We start from the raw sequence: 22,683 nt of genomic DNA on the forward strand, positions 1-22,683 counted from the left end.
TATTGAATTATCCTGCACAAACAATAATTCTTCAACTCACAATCAAAAGTTAAAACGAAAATAGTTATTGGATGCTGAAAATAGATTAGGCTGACAGCCAAATCAATAATTCAGTAATTCAATAATTCAAAACTAAAATCATGGCAAAACAAGTTAAATACAATGTTGAAGCACGCGACGCCTTAAAACGCGGTGTTGATATTTTGGCTAATGCGGTTAAAGTAACATTAGGCCCTAAAGGCAGAAACGTAATTATTGATAAAAAATTCGGCTCACCGTCGATCACTAAGGATGGTGTTACTGTTGCTAAAGAAATCGAACTGAAAGATGCTTTAGAAAACATGGGTGCCCAAATGGTTAAAGAAGTTGCATCAAAAACTGCTGATATTGCAGGTGATGGTACTACTACTGCTACCGTTTTAGCACAAGCTATTGTTACCGCAGGTATTAAAAACGTAGCTGCAGGTGCAAACCCAATGGATTTAAAACGTGGTATTGATAAAGCTGTTGCAGCTGTTGTTGAGGATTTAAAAGCTCAATCGCAAACTGTAGGCGAAGACAATAACAAAATAAAACAAGTTGCTGCAATTTCTGCAAATAACGACGAGATCATCGGTTCGTTAATTGCCGAAGCTATGGCTAAAGTTGGTAAAGATGGTGTTATCACCGTTGAAGAAGCAAAAGGAACTGAAACTGAAGTTAAAACTGTAGAAGGTATGCAGTTTGATCGTGGTTACCTTTCTCCGTACTTTGTTACCAATGCTGATAAAATGGAAGTAGAGTTAGAAAATCCTTACATCCTGATCTACGATAAAAAGATCTCTTCGATGAAAGAATTACTTCCTATCCTTGAAAAACAAGTACAAACAGGCAAACCATTGTTAATTATTGCCGAAGATCTTGATGGCGAAGCATTGGCTACTTTGGTAGTTAACAAAATTCGTGGTTCACTGAAAGTTGCTGCTGTTAAAGCACCAGGCTTTGGCGATCGCCGTAAAGCCATGTTAGAGGATATCGCTATCCTTACAGGTGGTACTTTGATCTCTGAAGAAAGAGGTTACAAATTAGAAAATGCTGACTTGACTTACTTAGGTACTGCCGAGAAAATCATTATCGACAAAGATAACACAACCATCATTAATGGTGCTGGTTCTGCCGATGAGATCAAAGGTCGTGTTGGCCAAATCAAATCTCAAATCGAATCAACTACATCTGATTACGACCGCGAAAAATTACAAGAGCGTTTAGCCAAATTATCTGGTGGTGTTGCTGTGCTTTACGTAGGTGCTGCTACAGAAGTTGAAATGAAAGAGAAAAAAGACCGTGTTGACGATGCTTTACACGCAACACGCGCTGCTGTTGAAGAAGGTATTGTTGCTGGTGGTGGCGTTGCCTTCATCCGTGCGGTAGCTGCTTTAGCTGATCTTAAAGGTGATAACGAAGACGAGAACACTGGTATCCAGATCATCCGTCGCGCTATCGAAGAGCCTTTACGTCAGATTTGCCAGAATGCTGGTATCGAAGGTTCAATTGTAGTACAAAAAGTTAAAGAAGGTACAGGCGATTTCGGTTACAATGCACGTACCGATAAATACGAAAACCTGATTGCAGCAGGCGTTATCGATCCAACTAAGGTTGGTCGTGTAGCATTAGAGAACGCAGCTTCTATCGCAGCTATGTTGTTAACAACAGAAGTTGTATTAGCTGATGATCCTGAAGATGCTCCAGCTGGCCCACCAATGGGCGGCGGCGGTATGGGCGGCATGATGTAATATAAGCCCTGAGTTGAAAGTCTTAAGTTTATAGTCCGAAGTCTAAAGGCCAGAAATAGCCTGTGACTTAAGACTTAACACTTCGGACTTGAGACTTGATCATACGTACTAAAAATGAAACCCTGTATGCTTTTGTATACAGGGTTTCTGCTTTTTAAAGATCGCTTACGGTCATTTGAACGTAAACGGATGGTCATTAATTAATCATTTGATTAGTTTTTAAAATTATCTTAACAGCTAACCTGTATTTTTGCGTAACAAAGCTGAAAGATAGTTTCTTAGGCACAGGATTTGAATAGCGTAGGATGATATGAAAAATATAACACAAAAATCAAAACAAATACACAGCGCCATCGTAGATTGGTTGTTGTTTAAAGGCCCCGAATTATTTATAACCATTTACGGTAAGTAATTAATTTTTACTTTTGCCTCCACATATGGAGTTAAAAGATTTTTATTTTGATACGCACAAATGGATAGTTGATAATTGGATTCGCTATACATTCGGATTAATAGTTCTAATTGTTGGCCTTTGGTTTATCAAATTTTTAAGGTCGCGGATACGCAAACGGCTTCTTCAAAAGGAAGTTCATTCATCATTACAGCCCTTTCTTCTTAGTGTTACAATTACCAGCCTTTATATATTACTGATAATTTCGGTAATTAATATTTTTGGTTTCCAGCTCACTATTTTTACCACTATAATTGGCGCCTTTAGTGTGGCGGCAGGCTTGGCCCTTTCGGGTACATTTCAAAACTTTGCCGGCGGGGTGCTTATACTGCTATTAAAGCCATTTGAGGTTGACGACAGCATAGTAGCGCAGGGTCAGGATGGTAAGGTGGTATCTATCCAGATTTTTTACACCGTTTTAATTACTGCCGACAACAAACAAGTGATTATCCCCAATGGAAAGCTTTTTAACGAAGTGATTGTAAACGTAACCCGCGAGGGTAAACGTCGGTTGGATTTTGAGATTAAGATTGCCTATGCTAATGACCTGGATAAGGTGAAGGCCATCATTAATGAAGCCATCAGCTTAAACCACGACCTGCTTACCGAGCCGGCCGCAAGAGTAGGTATCATAAGTATGGAGATAGATTCGGTGCGCATCACCATAAACGTATGGGTGCAGCCAGCCAACTTTTTAACTGCCAAAATAGCCCTGCAGGAAAAGATATTTAAGGATTTCGGCGCTAATGGAGTGGCGTTCCCGAAGGCGGGATAGGAATAAGAGTCAAGATGTAAGAATCAAGATTTAAGACTTTTTTCTGAAAAGGGGAGTTCTGTTGCAATTTCTCCCTGAAACCAAAGCACTCCCGTCACTAACATGCCCTTTAGTATTTTATTGGCTTTAATGTTAGCATTGGTCACGTATGCATCAATAGTGCTGTTGCTGCCCGGACGATCGCTGCAATTAAGTTTTAATGCCATTATGCAGCCTATGCAAAAACGGTCAACCGAGGCAGCTTTTATATCGAGAATCACGCCTTCAAATGAAAAATAACTCTTATTGTCGTAATTTTTGTTTTGCTGCATTGCCCTTGGCTGCTGTCTGGTGTCGTTGGTGTTTCTTTTAACGTCAACAAGTTCCAGTACAAAGGCCGAGAGCCGGATCTCAATCTCCGGTCGGCTTTTGTATATAACCTGATTTACTGCATAGTCGGTTGCAAAAAAGCACAGGGGATATAGGTTATTTAATCTGCCCTCTATTTCAGCCTCCACAATCGGGTCGCCGTTATCCCATTCGGTAATCTGTTCGGTACGAAAGCTTATTTTGCTTGTAGTGCGGAGATAGGGGTATACGGCTTCTGTAAAGTTATTGATGGTAACAACACGTAAAAACGGATTTGTTGGGGTGCCACCCAATTGCGCAAAGGTGGATTGCCTTATGGCGGCCTCTTTATGTTGAATTATAGGCGCAGTATTCAAAGCCTTGTTGGCGATAGTTGACAGTAAGGCTCTGCCATTTATATTATAATAGCTATCAAAATTAGTTAAAGTACAAAAATGCAGGGCATGATCTTCGCCGGGATGTGTGTCCATTTTAATCGGCGTACTTGATACATTTTTTAGCGATTGTTCATAAAGTTCAAATACAGTGAGTTCAGGCTTACCCCCGGTTTCGTTAACCCATTTTTTGTAAGCGCGCTGGGCTTTATCTAATACTACGTCCAGGTGGTCTTCGTGTAGCCCCTTTTTTAGCAGGTTCGCTTTAACTTCGTCGATTTTTTTGCCATCATTGATCATTGCATTTGTTGCAAAATCGATGTATTGTAAGATTGTTCTCGATTTTCGCCGGTATAAAGCCGAATCTAAATGTTGTACAGGTTCATCGTCTTCGGCAAGCTTAATAATGCCTTTTATAGCGTGGTATACTAAATGCAACAGCATAACCTTAAATTTTCTGTTTAGCCTTTAATTCCAAATACTTGTTGATGGTATTAACCGTCAAATTTTGCGGCGCACTTAAAATAGATTGGATACCATATTTGGCAAGCTCTTTTACAATCAGTTTTTTGTCGTAAGCAAATTTCTCGGCAATGGTTTTTATGTATACACCTTCCAGGTCGGTGGCTGGTTGCTCGCTCAAGGTTTTAAGTTCTGTGTTTTCAAAAAAAACAACCAGCAGCAGGTGAAATTTGGCTATCCTTTTCAGGTAGGGTAATTGCCGGTTAAGGGCGTTCATGCTTTCGTAATTGGTGAAAAATACCACCAGACTGCGTTGCTTTATTACCGTACGCACTGTGCTGTATAATAGCTCCATATTGGTTTCCAGGTAGCGGGTACGCTCCTTATACAAAACCTCCAGTATCTTATTCAATTGCGACGATTTTCTGTCAGCAGGAATAACAGCGCCAATTTTTTCAGATGCAGTAATTAAACCAGCCTTGTCCTCTTTTATAAGCGCAACGCTTGACAGAACAAGGCTGGCGTTTATAGCATAATCTAACAGGCTTAAGCCCTCAAAAGGCATTTTCATCGCCCTCGATTTATCTATTATGCAATACACATGCTGCGATTTTTCGTCGGTATAGGAGTTAACCATCAGGTTGCCCTGTCTGGCAGTGGCTTTCCAGTTAATGGTGCGGTAATCATCGCCGGCAACATAGTTTTTTACTTGTTCAAATTCCAGGCTGTGGCCAATTCGGCGTATTTTTTTGATGCCGATATCTGTGAGCCGGTTAGAGATAGCCATCAACTCATATTTACGCATCTGGAGGAAGGATGGGTATACCGGCAATGTCTCGGCCTGCTGAAAAGTATAACGCCGCCTGATGAGCCCTAATGGCGATTTGGCGTAAACCCGGATGTCGCCAAATTCGTACTCGCCGCGTTTGGTGGGGCGCAAGCTATAGCTTATCAGTTTACGCTCATGTGGTTTTAAGGTTGTTTTAAACCAGATGTCGCGTTTTTGAAACTGAAAGGGAATCTCGTCGATGATACCGATGCTAACATTAAACGGATACCAGTTTTCAACATAAACACCCAGTTCGTTTTCGTCGCTGTTGCTTAATCTTTCGGGGGCATGGCGCTTGGCAAACACGCCTTTGGCGGTTGTATAAAGCATCAGGATATCGATAAACAGCAAAGCCATCAATACCACAAAGGCCAGGACAGGAATGATGCCCAGCCAAGGAAAAAAGAATGTGAGTAAAAACAATACAACACATACACCCAGGCCGGTAAATAATCGGTTGGTTAAAAAAAGGTCTTTATAAAACAGGCGGAAGAATTTTTTCACACGATTATTTTAACGGGGAATTTCCAGTTTTTGAATAATTTGCGTTATAACATCATCCGGACTCGCGCCTTCCATCTCCCTATCGGGCGTTAGCATAACGCGGTGCCTTAAGACAGGAGTGGCTACATAAATAATATCTTCGGGGGTTACAAAATCCCTGCCCTTAATGGCGGCCAGCGCCTTAGCCGCATTGATAATGGCCAGCGATGCCCTTGGCGAACCACCCAGGTACAGTGATTTATGGTTACGGGTATTATAAACTATTTTGGCAGTAAACTCCAGCAATTTATCCTCAACATGAAGGCTTTTTACCTGTTGCCTTAATGCTATAATATCGGCTGCCGATAAAACCGGCTCAACGTGGTTGAGCTGGTCTGTTGTTTTTTGGCTATGCTGTTGGGTTATAATGGCAATCTCTTCTTCAAGGGTTGGATATTTAATTTCTATCTTAAACAAAAACCTATCCAACTGGGCTTCGGGCAAGCGGTAAGTGCCTTCCTGTTCAACAGGGTTTTGGGTAGCCAATACAGTAAAAGGTTCCTGCATTTTATAGCTATGCCCGTCGATAGTAATCTGCCGCTCTTCCATCGCCTCAAACAAAGCCGACTGCGTTTTGGCCGGCGCACGGTTAATTTCATCAATCAGTATAATGTTGCCAAAAATTGGCCCCCGCTTAAACTCAAACTCGGTTGATTTAGGGTTAAATACCGAAGTGCCTAATATATCTGATGGCATCAAATCCGGAGTAAACTGTATGCGCGAATATTGGGCATCTATAGCCTTAGCTATCAGTTTGGCGGTAAGTGTTTTCGCCACGCCAGGTACACCTTCTATCAGGATGTGCCCGTCGGCCAGTATGCCGGCTATCAACAGATCGATAGAATCATGCTGGCCTACAATAATTTTTGCCAGCGTTGCTTTTATCTGCTCAACCGCCTGGCTTAGCTTGGTCATATCTGTTCGTTGTTCAAAAATATCATTTTCCATTGTATCGGTTTTGGCTGTAAAATTTCTCTATTAGTTTGTTAAATCTGATCAGTTCTATATCGGATATGTGTTCGCGGGTATCTATGAAATTGATGGTATTAATCAGATCTGTTATAAACTCCATTGGTGTACCTGTTTTTTGGGATAAGGTGCTTATAAACTCATCGTCGAGGTTATTGGTTTTTAAACGATAGTTATCTCTCAAATATTCTAACAGGTAAGTTGCTTTTTTACGGGCAATATTGGCATTGTCGCGCTTTTCATAGTATACCTGGCCAACTACACTTATAAATTCTACGGTTGAATTTGGCAATGGTTCAATAACAGGGATAATACGCTGCCGGCGCTTGGCTTCGTAAACGATAAAAGTCATCAGCCCAAAGAAAGAGATGTAAAATGCCCAGCGTAAAACGGGGTTGCGTAAAAATACACGCATGCTTGATTCATCGTCAGACCGGCCGAGGGTATAATATTGATCCCATATTAAATTGGAATCGTTTTTTAAAACAGATAAGGCCTTTGATGCATATTCGGCGTTATTGTCACTTAACATGCTAAAGTTGGTAAACATGAGCGGATTGGCATTTAAATACATATTGCCCTTACCAATGGCGTATTTCACAAAATTTGTATGATGCCCGGTATTGCTGCCCAACGCTATAAGTTTTGAGGTATCTATTCGCCTGAAGTAGCCATCACCTATTCCTTTTTCGCCGCCGTAAAGCTTTGTAGTATCAAGGTACTTGTTGCTAAATTTAATGCCGACCCGGTTTTTATTGCCAAACTCAACCTGCGCTTCAACCCCAAGGTTTTTCTTTAGCTCGTCGCCAAAATACGATGCAGCGATAAATACATCGTTGCCTGCGCTTATGTAGTTTTTCAGCTTGGCATAATCGTATTCGTTAAATTTTACCGAATTGCAGATAATAATATAGGAGCCATGTTTTATTCCATGATCGTTAAGTACGTTATAAACCGGTTCGCGAAAGGTTGATATTTTAGCGCCGGGGAAAATGTCGTTAATGCGGTTATACAGTATATGGGTGCCAAAGGGTATCTTATCGTTAATATCCAATGTATTATCCCAGTTTATAGGCTTAGGGCGGTTGTATTGGGCTATAAGGTACACCAGCATTAAACAGCCCAGCACGGCAATGTATAGTTTTAAACTTTTCATGACAGCAACTGTTTAAATTCCTGGAAAATGGTATTGATCTTTTGGTACGAATCTCCGTCAACCGGGAAATCGCCATACCAGATATACTCAAACTGCCGTGTAACAATAATAAATTGCCGGCGCCTGTTTTGATCTGTTAGTTCATTGATATAAGCTGAATTGGTTTTTTCTATGCGCCAGTTGATAAGATTATGGTCGCTCAACTGTTTAAGACTGCGCAGGTAAAGTAACCTTACAGCAAGGCGATAGTTTTTAATAGCTAATGCATCTTCAATGGCCTGGTCAAAACTTATTTCGTGAATGTTTTCAATGGATTCATCATAAGGAAGGGGAACTTGTTTCGGATCTTTTTTGAAGAGATGCCAGGCGTTGATGCCCAACAACTTTAAAATAATATAAATTACACCAAAGGCGGCAATGCCAATAATTAAATATTTAAATACCGTAGCAGAATTATGCCCCATGGATGAACCGCCGAATATTTTGCGGAGTAATTCATCAACCCATTGCCAAAAGTTATCCCAGAGGTGCCAAACCCAGTTCCAGAACCTATCCCACCAGGTAATAGCCTCCTTTTGGGTATGGTAATTAAAATCCTTATCGTTTTTGTAGGCTTTTAATGATGCCGCATCAAAGTGGCGTACGTTTATTTTAGTGCTGTCGGTTTTAAGTTTTGCAGGCGATGCTTTAACTGCAGCATGCTTTAATGCAGCCATCGCTTTAGCGTTCCCCGTCGCGCTTATTTTAAACAATATAACCAAAGGCTTAAACATATCAGTTGTTAATATTGCTCGGTTGGGAATTGATCAGAAGGGGAATCGGTTTTGCCAAACATTTTTATGCGGTTTACCAGGCTGCTACCCTCGCTATGCTCGGTTAAGCTGTAATAAACCAGTGTAACGGCAATAATAGGCAACAGCCATAAAACCTGGCCCGCATTAAAAATTATTGCCTGAATAGTGTTAAAAGTGGTATCAAAGCTATTGCCGGTTAGCCATTGGCTCCCGCCATAAAATATAGCCGCCGGGATAAAAAATACCAGTAAGGCCATTCCCACAATGATAGATAAAAGCAAAATTACACCAAAGGTAAACCACCAGTTTTCTTTAATAATGCGGAAGGCTTTACGGATGGCATACTCCAGGTTAGTGTTCTCTATGATCATGATCGGAGTTACCAGCGCGAAGATAGGGCTAAGATAAATTCCCGGTAGAAAACACAATAAAATCCCCAAAAACAATCCGATCGTTAAAACCACCTGCGCGCCAAATACCCGCAAAAAATAAAACTTAAAGTATTCCCAAACCTCCAGCAACGTAGGGTGCTGGTTATCTTTTTGCTTATATATGGCCAAATAGCTGATGGTGGTTAAAATTATAGCGGTATACTCAACCATTTGAAATAACAGGCTGGTAATATTCCAAAATGAAAAGAAGCCGGAGCTGCCTTCTTCAACCTGCCGCCACTGGGCAACCACCGTAACAAGCACTCCGGTAACAATAAACATACCGCATATAACCAGATACGATATAATCAAAGGCTTAAAATTTTGCCTGATGATGATAAAACTATCACTTATAATATCGCCAAACTCACGAACCTTACTTAGTTCTATTTTCTCCTTCATTTGTATTAGCAGTAGTTTTTAAATTGTATGACAAGTAGGCCGGGTAAATTACCACATACCATATGATAAATAAAAAGGAACCAGTCAAAATGGAAATGCTAAGCCACATCGGCATTTCGGTGCGGCGGGTTATAAAGCTTTCGAAAATAGCTGCGGTAACTACAATGGGGGATATGCCCAGCATTATCTTTATACCATCCAACGCGCCTTTTTTTAAAGAAACGGCCCTGCTGAATGTTTTTGGGAATAAAATACTGTTGCCCATTATTAAACCTGAGGCGCCCGCCAAAATAATTGTCGAAATCTCTAACGTGCCGTGGATCCAGATTACCATCACAGATTTAATGCCCAGCCCCTGGGCTATAAAAAGATATTGAAAACAGCCAACCATAATGCCGTTTTTAAATAACAGATAAATAGTACCTGCAGATAATGTAATACCTGCAACAAAGGTTATTGCCGTCACCTGGAGGTTGTTTTTAGCTATCTGCCAAAACATCAAAAACTCGTTCTGACTTTTATATACCCCAAAGGGGTCGCCTTTGCTTATGTTTTCGTTAGTCATATTCACATAATCGTCGCCAAGTATCAGCCTGATAAAATTGCGGTCGTATTTGGATGATAGTATGCCGATAAGGAAAAAGGTGATAAAAAATATAAATGAGTATAATAGCTGCCTGCGGTATTGTACAAAAAGCAGCGGAAGCTCCATCTGCCAGAAAAATATAAAACGATTGGCTTTTTCTTTTTTGTTTTTATATATCGACTGGTGAAAACCCGCCGCTAAACCGTTAAGGTAAACCGTTGTTTTTGATTTTGGATAAAAAGTTTTGGCGTACGCTAAATCGTCGGTAATGGTTATAAAGCGTTCGGCAAGCTCATCAGGATCACTGGCAAGGTCGGTTTCATAGCTTTTCCACCGGGCAGAATTTTGCTTTATAAATAATGGTTCACGCATTGTGAAAGGGTCAAGTAATTTTTTGTTAAAATAATAACAATATTTGATGTGTGGATATAAACACATCAAATAGTTAATTTATATTTGTTATACATGCAAACAGTAAAAATACGCACCTCGCAAAATATTGATATCGATTATGAAGTAGCCGGCCTTGGCGATAGGGTACTTGCCCGGATTGTAGATACGGGGGTATTTATGGGGCTCCTATACGCGATATATATTATTGTTATAGCGTTTTTTATCGGTACTATGGAGCGATTGGATGGTAAGAGCGCGCCTGTTGTACTAATAGTTATTGGCGTTATTTATGCCCTTATCACCATATTTTATGACCTGGTTGCAGAAGTGTTTTTTAACGGCCAAAGCATTGGTAAATATGCTTTAAAAATACGCGTGGTAAATATTAACGGTGCCCGGCCAACATTAGGGCAGTTTTTTTTGCGATGGGTTTTCAGGTTGGTTGATTTTTTATTAACAGTGGGAGTAGGCGCCGTGATCTCGGTTGCTGTATCCGAAAAAAAGCAGAGGATTGGCGATATTGTAGCGGGCACCACAGTTGTTAAAACCACACCCAAGACAAACCTGAACGAACTGTTTTTTAATTACCAGGACGAGGATGAATATGAGCCTGTGTTTAGTGGCGTTAGCGACTTGAAAGACTCGGACATGACCTTAATATACGAGGTGATAACCAATTTTAAAGCAACAGGTAACAGCAGCCTGGTTTACAATATGGCTGTACAGGTAAAAAGTCATTTAGGTATCGAGCTCCCGGCCGGAATGAATGAGTACGACTTTTTGCAAACCGTAGTTAAAGATTATAGCTATGTAGTTTCAAGGCAGGGCGTTTAATTGCCGTATAGGGTATACATTTTATAAATGTAAGCGAACAGGATAATATTCCCGGTTATTAGATACAATGTTTTGGTAATAAGGTGCTTTTTATCAAAATGGAGTTTTGTTTTTAATGCCACGAACAGTATGGTAATAATAAGCGGGATAGCCGCCGGGTAAAGTGTTAAGCTTTGGTGCAGGTTACCCTGTAGCAGGGCGATGACGGAGCGCTGAAAGCCACAACCGGGGCAGTCAATACCGGTTAGTTTTTTAAACGGACAGGGTATTAAATGATTATGCAGCCATTCAATAAACATGAAATGGCTGCATAATATGGTATAACAATGCATAATTATGCCTGAGGATCAAATGGTTTTTGGTAATCGCCAGATCCAAAACGGTTGTTCATGTTTGCCTCTTTTGCAGATGGGCCTAAATAAACTGCGTCGCCAAAACCTAAAATAGGCCAGAAGATAGGCCCCAAAATAACTAAGCCAACAGTAAAACCCTCGCTTTTTCCAAAGCTTTTGGCTACCAGATTGTAAACCCATATTAGAAATATAAGCGAGGTACAAGGAAAAAGCATAAGCAGGAACCACCAGATTGGCTTACCAGCAATTTCACACAGTACAATATAATTGTATATGGGGATTATTGCGGCCCATCCCGGTTTTCCGGCTTTGGTAAATACTTTCCACATACCAGCTATCGTAAGAAGGTATACAGCAATAATGATTACAAAAAAGCCGGCGCCAAACGCTGGTGCTGAAGAAGGATAATTTTCCATTTTTTTGAAGGTTTAGTAAATAGTGTTCGTGTTTTTTAAGTTCCTGCAAAATATAAATTTTTTAAATAAAAATTAAGCACTCCATCATATTTATTACAAAGCTTGGTTAGCTTATTATTTTTAAATTTGACACCGATGCAAAGGGAACAAATTTCGGTATTTGATATGTTTAAGATAGGGATAGGGCCCTCAAGCTCGCATACCCTTGGGCCCTGGCGCGCTGCCCAGCAGTTTGTACTATCGTTGCAACAGCAGGAGGTGCTGCCGCTTGTTAACCAGGTGCAAATACTGCTTTATGGCTCGTTAGCAAAAACAGGCAGGGGGCATGGCACTGATATTGCCGTACTGCTGGGCCTAAGCGGAGATGATCCCGTAACTTTTGAGGTTGATCAGATTACCCCGAAAATCAACCATATTACCTCTTCGCATAAATTGATATTAGGTGGGACGAAGGAAATTGAATTTTCGGTAATTGACGACCTGTTGTTTTTGTTTAACGAAAGTTTGCCTTTTCATCCCAACGCGGTAACATTTCAGGCGTTTTTGAGCAATGGCAAAGCGGTATCCGAAACTTATTACTCCATAGGCGGGGGATTTGTGGTTAAGGATGGTGCATCGGCCCAATCAAAACACGAGGTTGACCTGCCTTTCCCAATTGATACTGCTGCAGATTTATTGCATTGGTGTATAAAAACCGGCCTTCGCATTTCTGAAGTGGTTATGGAAAACGAACTGGCCTGGCGTAGCGAACATGAAACACGTGCCGGTGTACTCAATATTTTTAATGCGCTAAAAGAATGCATGTACCGTGGCTGCCATACTACCGGCCAGTTACCCGGGGGATTAAATGTTGCCCGCAGGGCTTTCAAATTAAATGCCAAACTACTGGGTAACCGGCCGTATAATAATTACGAGGAATGGATTATCGCTATACGACAAACAGGCGATAGTTTTAAAAATATATTGGATTGGGTAAGCTGCTTTGCGCTGGCAGTGAATGAAGAAAATGCTTCATTTGGCCGAGTAGTTACCGCACCTACAAACGGGGCCGCCGGCGTTATCCCAGCCGTATTACAATACTATATTGTTTTTTGTGAAGGTAATACCGACGAGAAGATCATCCAGTTTTTACTAACCGCATCCGAGATTGGCAGCATCTTTAAAAAAGGCGCTACCATATCTGCAGCGATGGGCGGCTGCCAGGCCGAAATTGGCGTGTCATCTGCTATGGCTGCTGCCGCATTAACAGAATGCCTGGGTGGCACCCAGCGACAGGTACTCATGGCTGCCGAAATAGCCATGGAACATCACCTTGGCCTTACCTGCGATCCTATTGGTGGCCTGGTGCAAATCCCCTGCATCGAGCGCAATACTATGGGGGCCATAAAAGCCATTACGGCCTCGCAGTTGGCGCTGCAAAGCAATCCCGAAAAAGCTAAAGTAAGCCTCGATGCCGTAGTGAGAACGATGTGGCAAACCGCGCTTGATATGAATTCTAAATATAAAGAAACGTCAGATGGCGGGCTGGCTATTAATATACCTATCAGTTTACCGGAGTGTTAGCTAATGATGTGCAAATGTGCAGATTTCAGATATGCAAATGATAGATAAAAGGGTATGTGGTCAAAAGGGTTGATTTCGGAGGCTTGAAGGAGCATCATTTACTCAACATAATATCTGTATACAACTCTGCCCAAATTACCGTCGGCATCAATTCCTTCCACGGTTACGCGGTAAGTGCCTTTGGTATCGGCGTTAAAAAACTCAAATTCTGTAGGTGCTTTATCTATTATTAAATTGGGGTTCCAGTAAATAGTGGTACGTAAATCGGGTTTTGCGCTGCTTTCGTTTAGCATATCATACCTGGGCGAGTAAAATTCCTTTGCCTTATAAAAGCCGTTTGATTGGTAATTAATAACATTTGTGATTGGCGGCTTATACCCGGCCGGAATTCGCCGCGATATAAAATAGATCATTTCTTTTACCCCACTGGTCATATCCATTTTGCCTGTCGTTCTGATCACTTCGGCACTTTCTATATTGGTTAACCGTAAATCGCTGTATAAGCTTGATCCTATTACCTGGCCGTCTAATTTTATTAACATCGGTTTTGGCGGTTGCTCTTTAGCTATCTCACGATATGTATAAAAACTGATGGTGTTATCACGATTAACATAAACCTGGATATTGCGCAGCCGTACAGACAAAAAGGAACTCATTGTTTCCCCGGTATCGTCCTTCGGGAAATCATTAATAACCTCGTCTGGATTATCTGCATGTATAAACATGTCTTTTATGGGTTCTTTTTTCTCTCTTATCACCACTTCTTTAATGCGAATTACCCGCTTATCTAAACTTGCCTTAAGTTGTTGTTCAACTTGTTTTTGATATAGTGTTAAAGTATCCACTGCTGCAGGTACTGATACAAATGCCAATGCTTTATAGTTTGATAAAGTATCCAAAGCAACCATTACATTCTTTTTATCCTTGCCTGTACTTGCCTGTATTACGTATTTCAGGGTTTCATCGGGGATGAGGTTAAAAGTAAACCGGCCATTTTGGTTAGTGATGGTATCCAGCATAAAAAAGCCGCCTGTTGTAGTCAGTAACGATACCTTGCTGCCTGCAAGCGGTTTACCTGCCAGGTTTTTTACATACCCCGAAATTTGTAAAGATTTTTCGGATTCAAAACAAGGTGTTGCCTGATCATCGCCTGCCAATACCTGCTTCCACTCGTACCGGTGATAACCCTGGGTAAGCATCAAAATATCAAGGTCGGCAGCTGTTTTGTCATTTGCCATATTAAAATAATAGTTGGGTTGCTCAATGTGCCCTTTTATATCTGATGTAAGTAGCAGGTTGTTGATGATGGTACTTTGCGCCAAATCATTAACCGGGGCGAAATTTTCGTTAATAACAGATACCGAGAAACTCCCGGTTACACTATTGCTCGAAATATTCTTCGTAGCTAAATCGATTTTCATCTTTTCTCTTGGCGCAAAAGTTTTGCCGGTAACGCCTATGCTTAACTTTAAAGTGTCGTTATGCTGAATAAATACAATACGCTCATTTAGCGGTTCGCCGTTATCAGCAAAAAGGGTAAACCTGGCAATGCCTGTTGGAAACCGTTTTTTATCTATAATGGCATTAAAACTTTGTGCCGAAAGTTTGAACCCTGCGGCATAGTATAACTTACCGCCCGATTGTGCCAGTATATAATAACCGGCATTCTTTTTAGTATCAAACAGCTTGTTTGACGAAACTACCCTGATAGTTAAGCTATCTGGCCTGCCATTATTAACAGAGATAGTAAACCCATCATCCTTCACTGATGGTAAATCTACTGTAAGCGCTTTACCATCAGTGGTAAGCAAATTAGCCTTGTAGGTTTTTCCCGGTTCGGGAGTTAAGGCAAATATCCCCATCCCCAGGTGTTGTGTTTTTATATCGGCCACTTCGGTGCCGTTATTGTCAATAATTGTTCCGCGTATGTCCTGGCCCAATCCTTTTTCGTTCACACATTTTACGGCCACTTTTGATCGTAGGCCATTGACCAAATCGCCCCCTTCCGGAAAAAACTGTACAGCTGGTTTACCTGCTAAACTTTGTTTTTTTTGTGGCGATGTATTGCTGATATCGTTAACAACAATTTGTTTATAAAAAAAATAATCGTTGCCGGCGTTGCGCATCCAGTTGGTATAGGCAATAAGATGATAAGCGCCGGTTTTAAGGGTAAGCGGTAAGGCTATATCGCCCCAGGTAATACCTGCTACAATGTTTAAAGTAATGCTTTGCAGTATTGAATCTTTGGCACCGAGCAGTTTAACATAAAGCGTACCACTTAAAGCTGATAGCTCATGTTTTTGGCCAATTACTGTGTAAGCCTTAAACCAAATGGTATCGCCGGGCAGGTATGAATCCCTGTCGGTGTGCAGGTAAACCTTTTCTATAGGGTTTGCTGTAACATCTTTATCCAGTAAGTTAACAGCGCGGCTTAAAAATGCCGTATCGGTTTGTGCCAGGCTGTTAAGTGCCGTAAACAACAGGCCCGATAAAATGAAAATTTTAATGAATTTTATATTCAATGCTCTGTTATTGTACATTATACGTAAAAACTGATCTGCCCAAATTTCCGTCTGCATCAATTCCCTCAATAGTTACGCGGTAGGTGCCCGTGGTATCCGCATTATAAAATGAAAATGTAGCGTTACCATCTTTATCAGTAATTATATCAGGTTTCCAATAAATGGTTGTCCGTAAATCGTTAGTCGAAGTGCTTTCATTTACAACGCTATACTTTGGCGAATAGAATTCGCGAGCTTTGTAAAGCCCCGTTGAATTATAAGTTATCACATCAGGCGTTACTTGTTTGATAGTTTCCCTGGTATGTCTTTTTGTGGTTAGCAACAATATCTCTCCTTTGCCGGTTGTAATATCAATTTTTCCGGTGGTACGATAAACCTCTGCGCTTTCGAAATCGGCCAGGTTGAGCATCGAAAAAACAGTGTTGTCAATGTAAAGACCATCTATCATGATGTTCATCGGCGTAGGGGCCAGGCCCGCAGGTGTACGGGCTATTGTTCTGTAAGTATAAGGCAACCCATCCATAAAACTAATGGCTGATAATCGCACCGATAAAAACTGGGCCAGGGTTTGTCCTGTGTTCTCTTTAGGGAATTTTACAAACTGATCTGGAATTGGTGCACCAACCAAATGGTATTGGGTGTCTTTAATCACTACTTCTTTTAGTGGAATCACCCTTTTATCCAGGCTAACCTTAATTTGTTGTTTTACCCGGTGTTGGTAGGGGGTAAGCTGTACGGTATCACCAGCATCAGTTGCAAGCCAGTGGTAAACACCAATATTTGCCTGCTTTTTAAAAGGTGCAATGGTATCAAGGGTAATATCCAACTTGTTTTTGTTGGTGGCGGTTCGGCCTTGTATTACATATTTTAAAGTAGTATCGGGATTTGAGATCAATCCATCAAACGTAAACCGCCCATTGTCATCGGATAGCGTATCCAGTTTAAACCATCCTCGCTGCATGTTATATAACATTAACCTGCCCCTGGGAATGGGATTGCCGTGAAATGTTTTTATATAGCCGGATACAGAAAGGGAGCTCTCCGGCTGATAAGTAATAGCTGGATAAGTTTCGTTCAATACCTGTTTCCACTCAAACCGGTGATATCCCTGCGTAAGCATCAGGATGTCCAGGTCATTATTGGTTTTAGCTGTTACGTTGGTAAAATAGTACTCAGGCTGTTCAATATAACCCTTAATATCCGATGTAAGTAACAGGGTGCTAAAAATGGATTGGGCCGATGTTTTATCCAGGTTTGCCAGGTCCTGGTCAATCACAGCTGCCGAAAAACTTCCCAAAGCGGGTTTGCCTCCGGGGGCGCTTACTTTTATCTGTATATCCACTTTTTGCCGTGTCGTATAAGCTTCTCTCGCTGATGTAAGGTTAAGTTTCAGCTGATCATTGCGGCGTATAAATACTACACGTTCGTTAAGCGGCTCGCCATTACCGGCAAATAAAGTAAACTGCACAATACCTGTTGGGAAGCGCTTTTTATCAATTAAAGTTGTGAAACTTTGTGCCGATAATTTAAAATCGGCAGTATAATAAACTTTGGCACCAGATTGGGCCAGAAGGTAATATTTTGCCTCTTTTTTTGAATCGAGCAAGTTGGCTGATGCGGCAACTCTAATACTGATACTATCCACCTGGCTATTATTTATGGCGATGGCAAAGCCATCATCTTGTGCTTTTGGCAGCGTTACTGTAAATTGCCTGCCATCCTTCCGTGTTATTTTAACCCTATAACTTTTGCCGGCCTGTGGTGTGATGGCAAACACACCCATCCCCAGGTGCTGACAACTGAATACAGAAACTTCGGTACCGTCATTATCTATAACCGAGCCTTCAAGGTCTTCGCCCATGCCACTGGTACCAACAGCTTTAATGGCTACTTTACTCCTCAACCCGTTAACAAGCGAGCCGCCTTCGGGGAAAAACTGCACATCGGGATCGGGCAGGGCCTTTAATTTTTTTTGAGCAAGTGCTGTACCTCCTTCGCTCACGCGGATAGCTTGATCAAAAAAGTAATCGGGGCTGAAGTTTCGCATCCAGTTGGTGTAGGCCCTGATGTGATAGGCCCCGGTTTTAATTAAAACGGGCAAAGCAAAATCGCCCCAGCTTATTCCCGAACTTAATGCCAGGGCTATCCGGCCGATAACGGAATCTTTTTGGGTAAGTAATTCAACGTGTACTATATTGCCAATGGCCGACAGCCCATGATTTGGCCCGGCAACTGTATATGCCTTAAACCAAATGGTATCGCCGGGCATATATTCCTGTTTATCAAGGTGCAGGTAAACCTTTTCTATAGGGTTTGCCAATGCATATTTTTCAAGCGAATTAACGGTGCGGGTCAAAAATGCCGAATCGGTTTGACCAAAGCCGTTCAATGCGCAAAATAAAGTAAACAGGAAAATGAAGGTTAGGCTAAGTTTCATAAAAAAACAATAAATGCAATAGTTGAGGGGGTACGCAATAATCAACTGCTACCAACCCGGTTTACTCCACCTTATAGGTATAAACCTGCCGGCCAAGGTTGCCCTCAACATCAATTCCTTCAATTAAAATGCGGTAAGTGGCTTTAGCATCTGCATTAAAGAAAGAAAACGTTGCATTGCCATCTTTATCCGTTATAATATTAGGTTTCCAGTATACAGTTGAGCGTAAATCCTGCATTTGCGTATTCGTTTTAGGATCATCATACGCCGGCGAATAAAATTCGCGGGCTTTATAATATCCCTTTGGCGCATAGGTTACAACACCCGGCGCATAGCGGTTGTAAACAGATCCATCGCCGCCGCGCCTTGTCGTGATAACCAAAACACCACCACCACCGCGAAAGCCATAAATTGCCGTATTGCCTATAGTCCGTAAAACTTCCACGCCTTCAACATCATTTGTAGATAAACTATTTAGATAATCGCCTTCAACCTCAACTCCATCAACCATAATGGTCATGGGCTGGTTTTGGCTTCGGGTTGAGTAGGGTACTCCATTTTTAAAAATTACGCCAAAAATTTTCATCTGTAAGGCGTTGGTAAAAGAGCCGCCCATGTTTTGAAAGTCCTTGTAAGTAAGTACCTGGTCGGCATTGCCGGGGCCATTTAAATTGTTGGAGTTTTTAATCAGATTTTTTTTATCCTTCACGTCCTTTATAAACACTTCTTTTAAAACAATGGTATGGTTGCCAATACCATATTTAATATCCTCGTTAAATCTGTTTTTGCTGTTTTTAAGGTACACTGACTGGCCATCGCTGATGTTTACCTGTACATCGGGCGCGTTTTTGTTTTTGCCCACGGCTTGTGGGGCAATATTATCCAGTTCAATTTCCAGGTTTTTTCGGTCTTTAGCAGTACGTGCCTGTACTACAAAACGAATGCTGTCCCTGAACACCAGGTCTTTGAATACAAAGTTCCCTTTGTCGTCAGATACCGTATCGAGAATAAAAATGCCTCCTGATGTGGTGAATAAAGTCACTTTACCACCCACTACCGGCTTGCCGCCAAAGGTTTTTAAATGGCCCGATACCTGTAAAGTTTTTTCGGGTTTGTAAACTATAGGACTAAAACTGTCATTCAATATTTTTTTCCACTCAAAACGGCGATAGCCCTGGGTAAGGAGCAGGGCATCAAGGTCGGTTTGGGCGCTTGCGTTGTGAAAGTAGTAGCCTGGTTTTTCGATATAACCTTTTAAATCGGATGTAAGCAGGATGTTTGATAAAATGCTTTCTTCTGCTGTTTCATCAACCGAAACTTTCGACAGATCTATCACCGCGGCCGAGAAGCTGGCGCTTACCGGTTTATCCTCAATGTTTTTAGCGTTAAGGCTGATGGTCACTTTTTCGCGGGGGGCATACTTCTTCTTGTCAGCCGATACCGACAGCTTTAAATCGTCGTTATTTTTTACAAAAACTAACCGCTCATTCAATGGTTCGCCCTTATCTGAAAATAAAGTGAATTGCACAATACCCGAAGGGAATTTGCTTTTGGGGATTTCGGCGGTAAAAGTCTTTCCTCCGTCGGCACTGTTGCCTGCGTAATAAATCTCGCCGCCCACCTGCGCTACCAGCAAAAGCCCGGCTGTGGGTGTAGCACCATTTAACAGATCTTTTCCCGGCAGTATTTTAATCAAAATGTTGTCGTCATATGAATTATCAATAGCTAAGGAGTACGCGTTATCAACCGCCTTGGGCAAATCAAATATTCCTTCAGTTCCGTCGGGATAGGTAATGTGTGCCTTGTAAGTTTTTCCCGTCGTCGGCAGAAATTTAAAAACACCCATACCCAGGTGCGTACTATTAAAATTGGCAGTTAACTGGTTCTGGTCATCTACTACGGTGCCCTTTACATCTACACCTAAACCATCGGCGCCAATAGCTTTAAATGCTACTTTTGAGTTTACCCCGTTAATAAGGCTGCCCCCTTCGGGGAAAAACTGAACATCAATTTTGTTGGATACAGCCTTTATTGCAATGGCTTTCTCGGCCATTTTCTTCTCGGCATATTTAATGGTGGTTAGTATTTGACCGGTGGCCGCTAAATCGTTTGTGGTATTTATAAAGCTTGCATCAATATTGCCTTTATCATCAGTAATCCCCTTGCCTTTAAAAACGGTTCTCCCGTTCAGTTCTATATGGTAGCTCACTTCTTTAGCCACATAAGCTTCGCCGTTAATGTTGCTATAGCTAATAAGTGCATTTACCTTTTGCTTGCCGTTTTGAGTGGAATAAGTAAACGCGGTTTTAGTAAAAACGTTATTGCTGATGCTATTTGTAACGGTGATGGTTTTATCAAAAAAATAAGCATCGCTTTCGTTACGCATCCAGTTGGTATAAGCGCGAATGCGGTAGTTGCCTTCTTTCATCGAATCGGCAAGGGCAAAATCGCCGCTGGCCAGGCCGCTGATAAGCGGGAGTTTGATGCTTCGTTTTACAGAGTCGTTCTCGTCAATCAGGTCCACATTGAGTATTTCGCTTAGTGCCGAGAGTTGGTGTTTGCTGCCGATAGTTACATAAGCTTTAAACCAGATGTCGTCGCCAATGGCATAACCTGGTTTATCAAATTGCAGGTAAACTTTTTCCTGCGGATGCTCGGCCCGCCATTTATAAAGCTGGTCGACCATTTTGTGCAGCAGCTCTTCGCCCGGCCCTTTAAAACTCAATATAGCTGTAGCAATAACAGTTATCAATAAACCGGTAAAAAGACGTTTGTTTTTCATCAGGTAAATAATTTTCAATCTACGGAAAATATTATAATAATATTATAACAAGTGTGTTACGGGAGGGGACGCTGGGAAAATGGTTTAGGTTTTACGTGCTACGTTATAAGTTTTACGTTGATAAAACTGTATTTAAGGCTATGTCGGTTTTTGGTTTTCATAGGTAGAGGTTTTAGATAACTTGCCGTTTGACACTTGGTTTAGGTAAAGGTTTAATCAACTGAAAAAAAAGCGACCGGACACTACCAGTTGTCTTTATCCAATTCGCCAATGTGGCTAAAATGTTTATCTCTCGTAATTAAAGTAAGACGATATTGTTTAGCCAGCGCGGCTATCCATATGTCATTCTCAGGAATAGGTGTTCCCTGTTTTCTCAGGGCGGATTTTATGGCTCCGTATAAACGAGCTGTTTCTGCATCGGCAGATAATACAGTATACGTTTGAGATAATTTAAGAATATTGTTTACATTTTTCTGGATTTGGGTTGAGTATTCGGCACCATAATAAAGTTCACCTATCACAATGACCGGAATATAAACTTCATTGGCATCGTCTATATTGTTTGCTACGGTAGTTTCTCCTTTGAGCAATGCTGAAACAATATTGGTGTCCAGTAAAACATTAATCCCAGTCATCCGGATCAATTTGCTCACAGCCTTCTTGTATTGCGTTTTCCATAAGTGTGATATCTTTTTTTGATATTTTACCAAGAAAACTATGTGCAGACGGCCGACCAGCCGATTCGGTAGATACCGCGGTTTTTAAGATGTGCTCAATTTGCATTAATGCCTTTTCGCTTCTTAATTTAATTACTTCTTCAAGTAAATGCAATTTTCTGGCCTCTGTGAACATCTGATTAAATTTATGTTGCTAACAAATTTAAAGAAATATATTATAAAACTATTAGCCCTAAAACTTATTCTTCCACATCATACTTTCAACCGGGCGGGTGGTGGGGTTGTTGTATTTGGCGTTGTTTTTGGTGTTGTACAGGGTTTCAATTTCGCCTTCAACTACAAAATATATCAGCTGGCCAATGGGCATTCCGGCGTATACACGTACGGGTTGGGCGCATGATATTTCAAGTGTCCAGGTGTTGCAAAAACCAACGTCGCCTTTGCCTGCTGTGGCGTGTATATCAATACCCAAACGGCCGGTGCTCGATTTTCCTTCCAAAAAGGGTACATGTTTATGAGTTTCTGTATATTCTACCGTTACGCCCAGGTAAAGGGTGTTGGGCTGCAGTACAAAGCCCTCTTTAGGTATCTCAAAGGCATCAATCTCGTTATGTTTTTTGGCATCAAGTACCCTGTCGCGGTAAGTAGCCAGGTGTTTACCCAAATGCACATCGTAGGAGTTGGTGCCAAGTTGCTCACGCGCAAATGGTTCAATAATGATGGTCCCTTTTTCTATTTCTTCGAGGATGCGCTTATCGGATAATATCATAGCCAAATTTGATGAGGGGCGAAAATATGACTAATTACCGCAACA

General features: G+C 41.4%; 19 protein-coding genes. 4 read left to right on the forward strand and 15 right to left on the reverse strand.

The features are described from left to right. The first annotated feature begins 140 nt into the window (after positions 1 to 140). A complete protein-coding gene (gene groL / locus AC1RM2_RS22300; protein ID WP_477361009.1) occupies positions 141 to 1,772 on the forward strand; it encodes a chaperonin GroEL in 1,632 nt (543 codons plus the stop codon). Positions 1,773 to 2,209: 437 nt separating this feature from the next. Then, positions 2,210 to 2,998, forward strand: a complete 789-nt coding sequence (locus AC1RM2_RS22305) for a mechanosensitive ion channel family protein (protein WP_492987369.1) — start codon at positions 2,210 to 2,212, stop codon at positions 2,996 to 2,998. 23 nt (positions 2,999 to 3,021) lie between these two features. Here the strand turns inward: AC1RM2_RS22305 and AC1RM2_RS22310 are convergent, their stop codons facing one another. Genes AC1RM2_RS22310 through AC1RM2_RS22340 form a run of 7 tightly spaced genes read right to left on the reverse strand, consistent with a single transcriptional unit; the run spans position 3,022 to position 10,264 of the window. Then, a complete protein-coding gene (locus AC1RM2_RS22310; protein WP_492987370.1) occupies positions 3,022 to 4,164 on the reverse strand; it encodes a hypothetical protein in 1,143 nt (380 codons plus the stop codon). A 4-nt stretch (positions 4,165 to 4,168) separates the two neighbouring features. Beyond that, positions 4,169 to 5,515, reverse strand: a complete 1,347-nt coding sequence (locus AC1RM2_RS22315; RefSeq protein WP_492987371.1) for a DUF58 domain-containing protein — start codon at positions 5,513 to 5,515, stop codon at positions 4,169 to 4,171. Positions 5,516 to 5,524: 9 nt separating this feature from the next. After that, positions 5,525 to 6,502 (reverse strand): AAA family ATPase, encoded by a 978-nt coding sequence (locus tag AC1RM2_RS22320; RefSeq protein WP_492987372.1) that lies wholly within the window; start codon positions 6,500 to 6,502, stop codon positions 5,525 to 5,527. Continuing rightward, positions 6,492 to 7,679 carry a DUF4350 domain-containing protein gene (locus AC1RM2_RS22325; RefSeq protein ID WP_492987373.1) on the reverse strand — a complete coding sequence of 396 codons (1,188 nt, stop codon included), beginning with the start codon at positions 7,677 to 7,679 and terminating at the stop codon, positions 6,492 to 6,494. The genes AC1RM2_RS22320 and AC1RM2_RS22325 overlap by 11 nt, the downstream gene beginning before the upstream one ends. Continuing rightward, positions 7,676 to 8,452 (reverse strand): DUF4129 domain-containing protein, encoded by a 777-nt coding sequence (locus AC1RM2_RS22330; protein ID WP_492987374.1) that lies wholly within the window; start codon positions 8,450 to 8,452, stop codon positions 7,676 to 7,678. Before AC1RM2_RS22330 ends, AC1RM2_RS22325 begins: the two co-directional genes overlap by 4 nt. Positions 8,453 to 8,460: 8 nt before the next feature. Beyond that, a complete protein-coding gene (locus AC1RM2_RS22335) occupies positions 8,461 to 9,306 on the reverse strand; it encodes a hypothetical protein (RefSeq protein WP_492987375.1) in 846 nt (281 codons plus the stop codon). Beyond that, positions 9,281 to 10,264 (reverse strand): stage II sporulation protein M, encoded by a 984-nt coding sequence (locus AC1RM2_RS22340; RefSeq protein ID WP_492987376.1) that lies wholly within the window; start codon positions 10,262 to 10,264, stop codon positions 9,281 to 9,283. Before AC1RM2_RS22340 ends, AC1RM2_RS22335 begins: the two co-directional genes overlap by 26 nt. 93 nt (positions 10,265 to 10,357) lie before the next feature. Between AC1RM2_RS22340 and AC1RM2_RS22345 the strand changes: the two genes are divergently transcribed. Then, positions 10,358 to 11,119, forward strand: a complete 762-nt coding sequence (locus tag AC1RM2_RS22345) for an RDD family protein (protein WP_492987377.1) — start codon at positions 10,358 to 10,360, stop codon at positions 11,117 to 11,119. Here AC1RM2_RS22345 and AC1RM2_RS22350 read toward each other — a convergent pair. Together AC1RM2_RS22350 and AC1RM2_RS22355 are read right to left on the reverse strand one after the other, a co-directional pair. Next, the gene (locus tag AC1RM2_RS22350) at positions 11,116 to 11,418 is read right to left on the reverse strand and encodes a DUF2752 domain-containing protein (RefSeq protein ID WP_492987378.1); all 303 of its coding nucleotides are present in this window, start codon (positions 11,416 to 11,418) and stop codon (positions 11,116 to 11,118) included. The two genes, AC1RM2_RS22345 and AC1RM2_RS22350, sit on opposite strands and share 4 nt — an antisense overlap. Positions 11,419 to 11,453: 35 nt before the next feature. Further along, positions 11,454 to 11,888 (reverse strand): DUF5684 domain-containing protein, encoded by a 435-nt coding sequence (locus AC1RM2_RS22355; RefSeq protein WP_492987379.1) that lies wholly within the window; start codon positions 11,886 to 11,888, stop codon positions 11,454 to 11,456. Positions 11,889 to 12,023: 135 nt separating this feature from the next. Between AC1RM2_RS22355 and AC1RM2_RS22360 the strand changes: the two genes are divergently transcribed. Next, on the forward strand, positions 12,024 to 13,451 hold the full coding sequence (locus AC1RM2_RS22360; protein ID WP_492987380.1) for an L-serine ammonia-lyase: 1,428 nt from the start codon (positions 12,024 to 12,026) through the stop codon (positions 13,449 to 13,451). A gap of 98 nt (positions 13,452 to 13,549) precedes the next feature. On the opposite strand, the gene AC1RM2_RS22365 is transcribed toward AC1RM2_RS22360, so the two are convergent. The 6 genes from AC1RM2_RS22365 to dcd all read right to left on the reverse strand — a co-directional run bounded on the left by AC1RM2_RS22365 (position 13,550) and on the right by dcd (position 22,638). Then, complete coding sequence (locus AC1RM2_RS22365) at positions 13,550 to 16,030, reverse strand: carboxypeptidase-like regulatory domain-containing protein (protein WP_492987381.1); 2,481 nt, start codon at positions 16,028 to 16,030, stop codon at positions 13,550 to 13,552. Beyond that, complete coding sequence (locus tag AC1RM2_RS22370; RefSeq protein ID WP_492987382.1) at positions 15,981 to 18,410, reverse strand: hypothetical protein; 2,430 nt, start codon at positions 18,408 to 18,410, stop codon at positions 15,981 to 15,983. The genes AC1RM2_RS22365 and AC1RM2_RS22370 overlap by 50 nt, the downstream gene beginning before the upstream one ends. Positions 18,411 to 18,471: 61 nt before the next feature. After that, positions 18,472 to 21,192, reverse strand: a complete 2,721-nt coding sequence (locus AC1RM2_RS22375; protein ID WP_492987383.1) for a TonB-dependent receptor plug domain-containing protein — start codon at positions 21,190 to 21,192, stop codon at positions 18,472 to 18,474. A gap of 242 nt (positions 21,193 to 21,434) precedes the next feature. Then, complete coding sequence (locus AC1RM2_RS22380) at positions 21,435 to 21,827, reverse strand: type II toxin-antitoxin system VapC family toxin (protein WP_492987384.1); 393 nt, start codon at positions 21,825 to 21,827, stop codon at positions 21,435 to 21,437. Beyond that, positions 21,814 to 22,044 carry a hypothetical protein gene (locus tag AC1RM2_RS22385; protein ID WP_492987385.1) on the reverse strand — a complete coding sequence of 77 codons (231 nt, stop codon included), beginning with the start codon at positions 22,042 to 22,044 and terminating at the stop codon, positions 21,814 to 21,816. The genes AC1RM2_RS22380 and AC1RM2_RS22385 overlap by 14 nt, the downstream gene beginning before the upstream one ends. Positions 22,045 to 22,101: 57 nt before the next feature. After that, complete coding sequence (gene dcd / locus AC1RM2_RS22390; protein WP_439695925.1) at positions 22,102 to 22,638, reverse strand: dCTP deaminase; 537 nt, start codon at positions 22,636 to 22,638, stop codon at positions 22,102 to 22,104. Positions 22,639 to 22,683: the final 45 nt, after the last annotated feature.

It is taken from the genome of Mucilaginibacter sp. GW822-FHT03E02 (assembly GCF_058801545.1).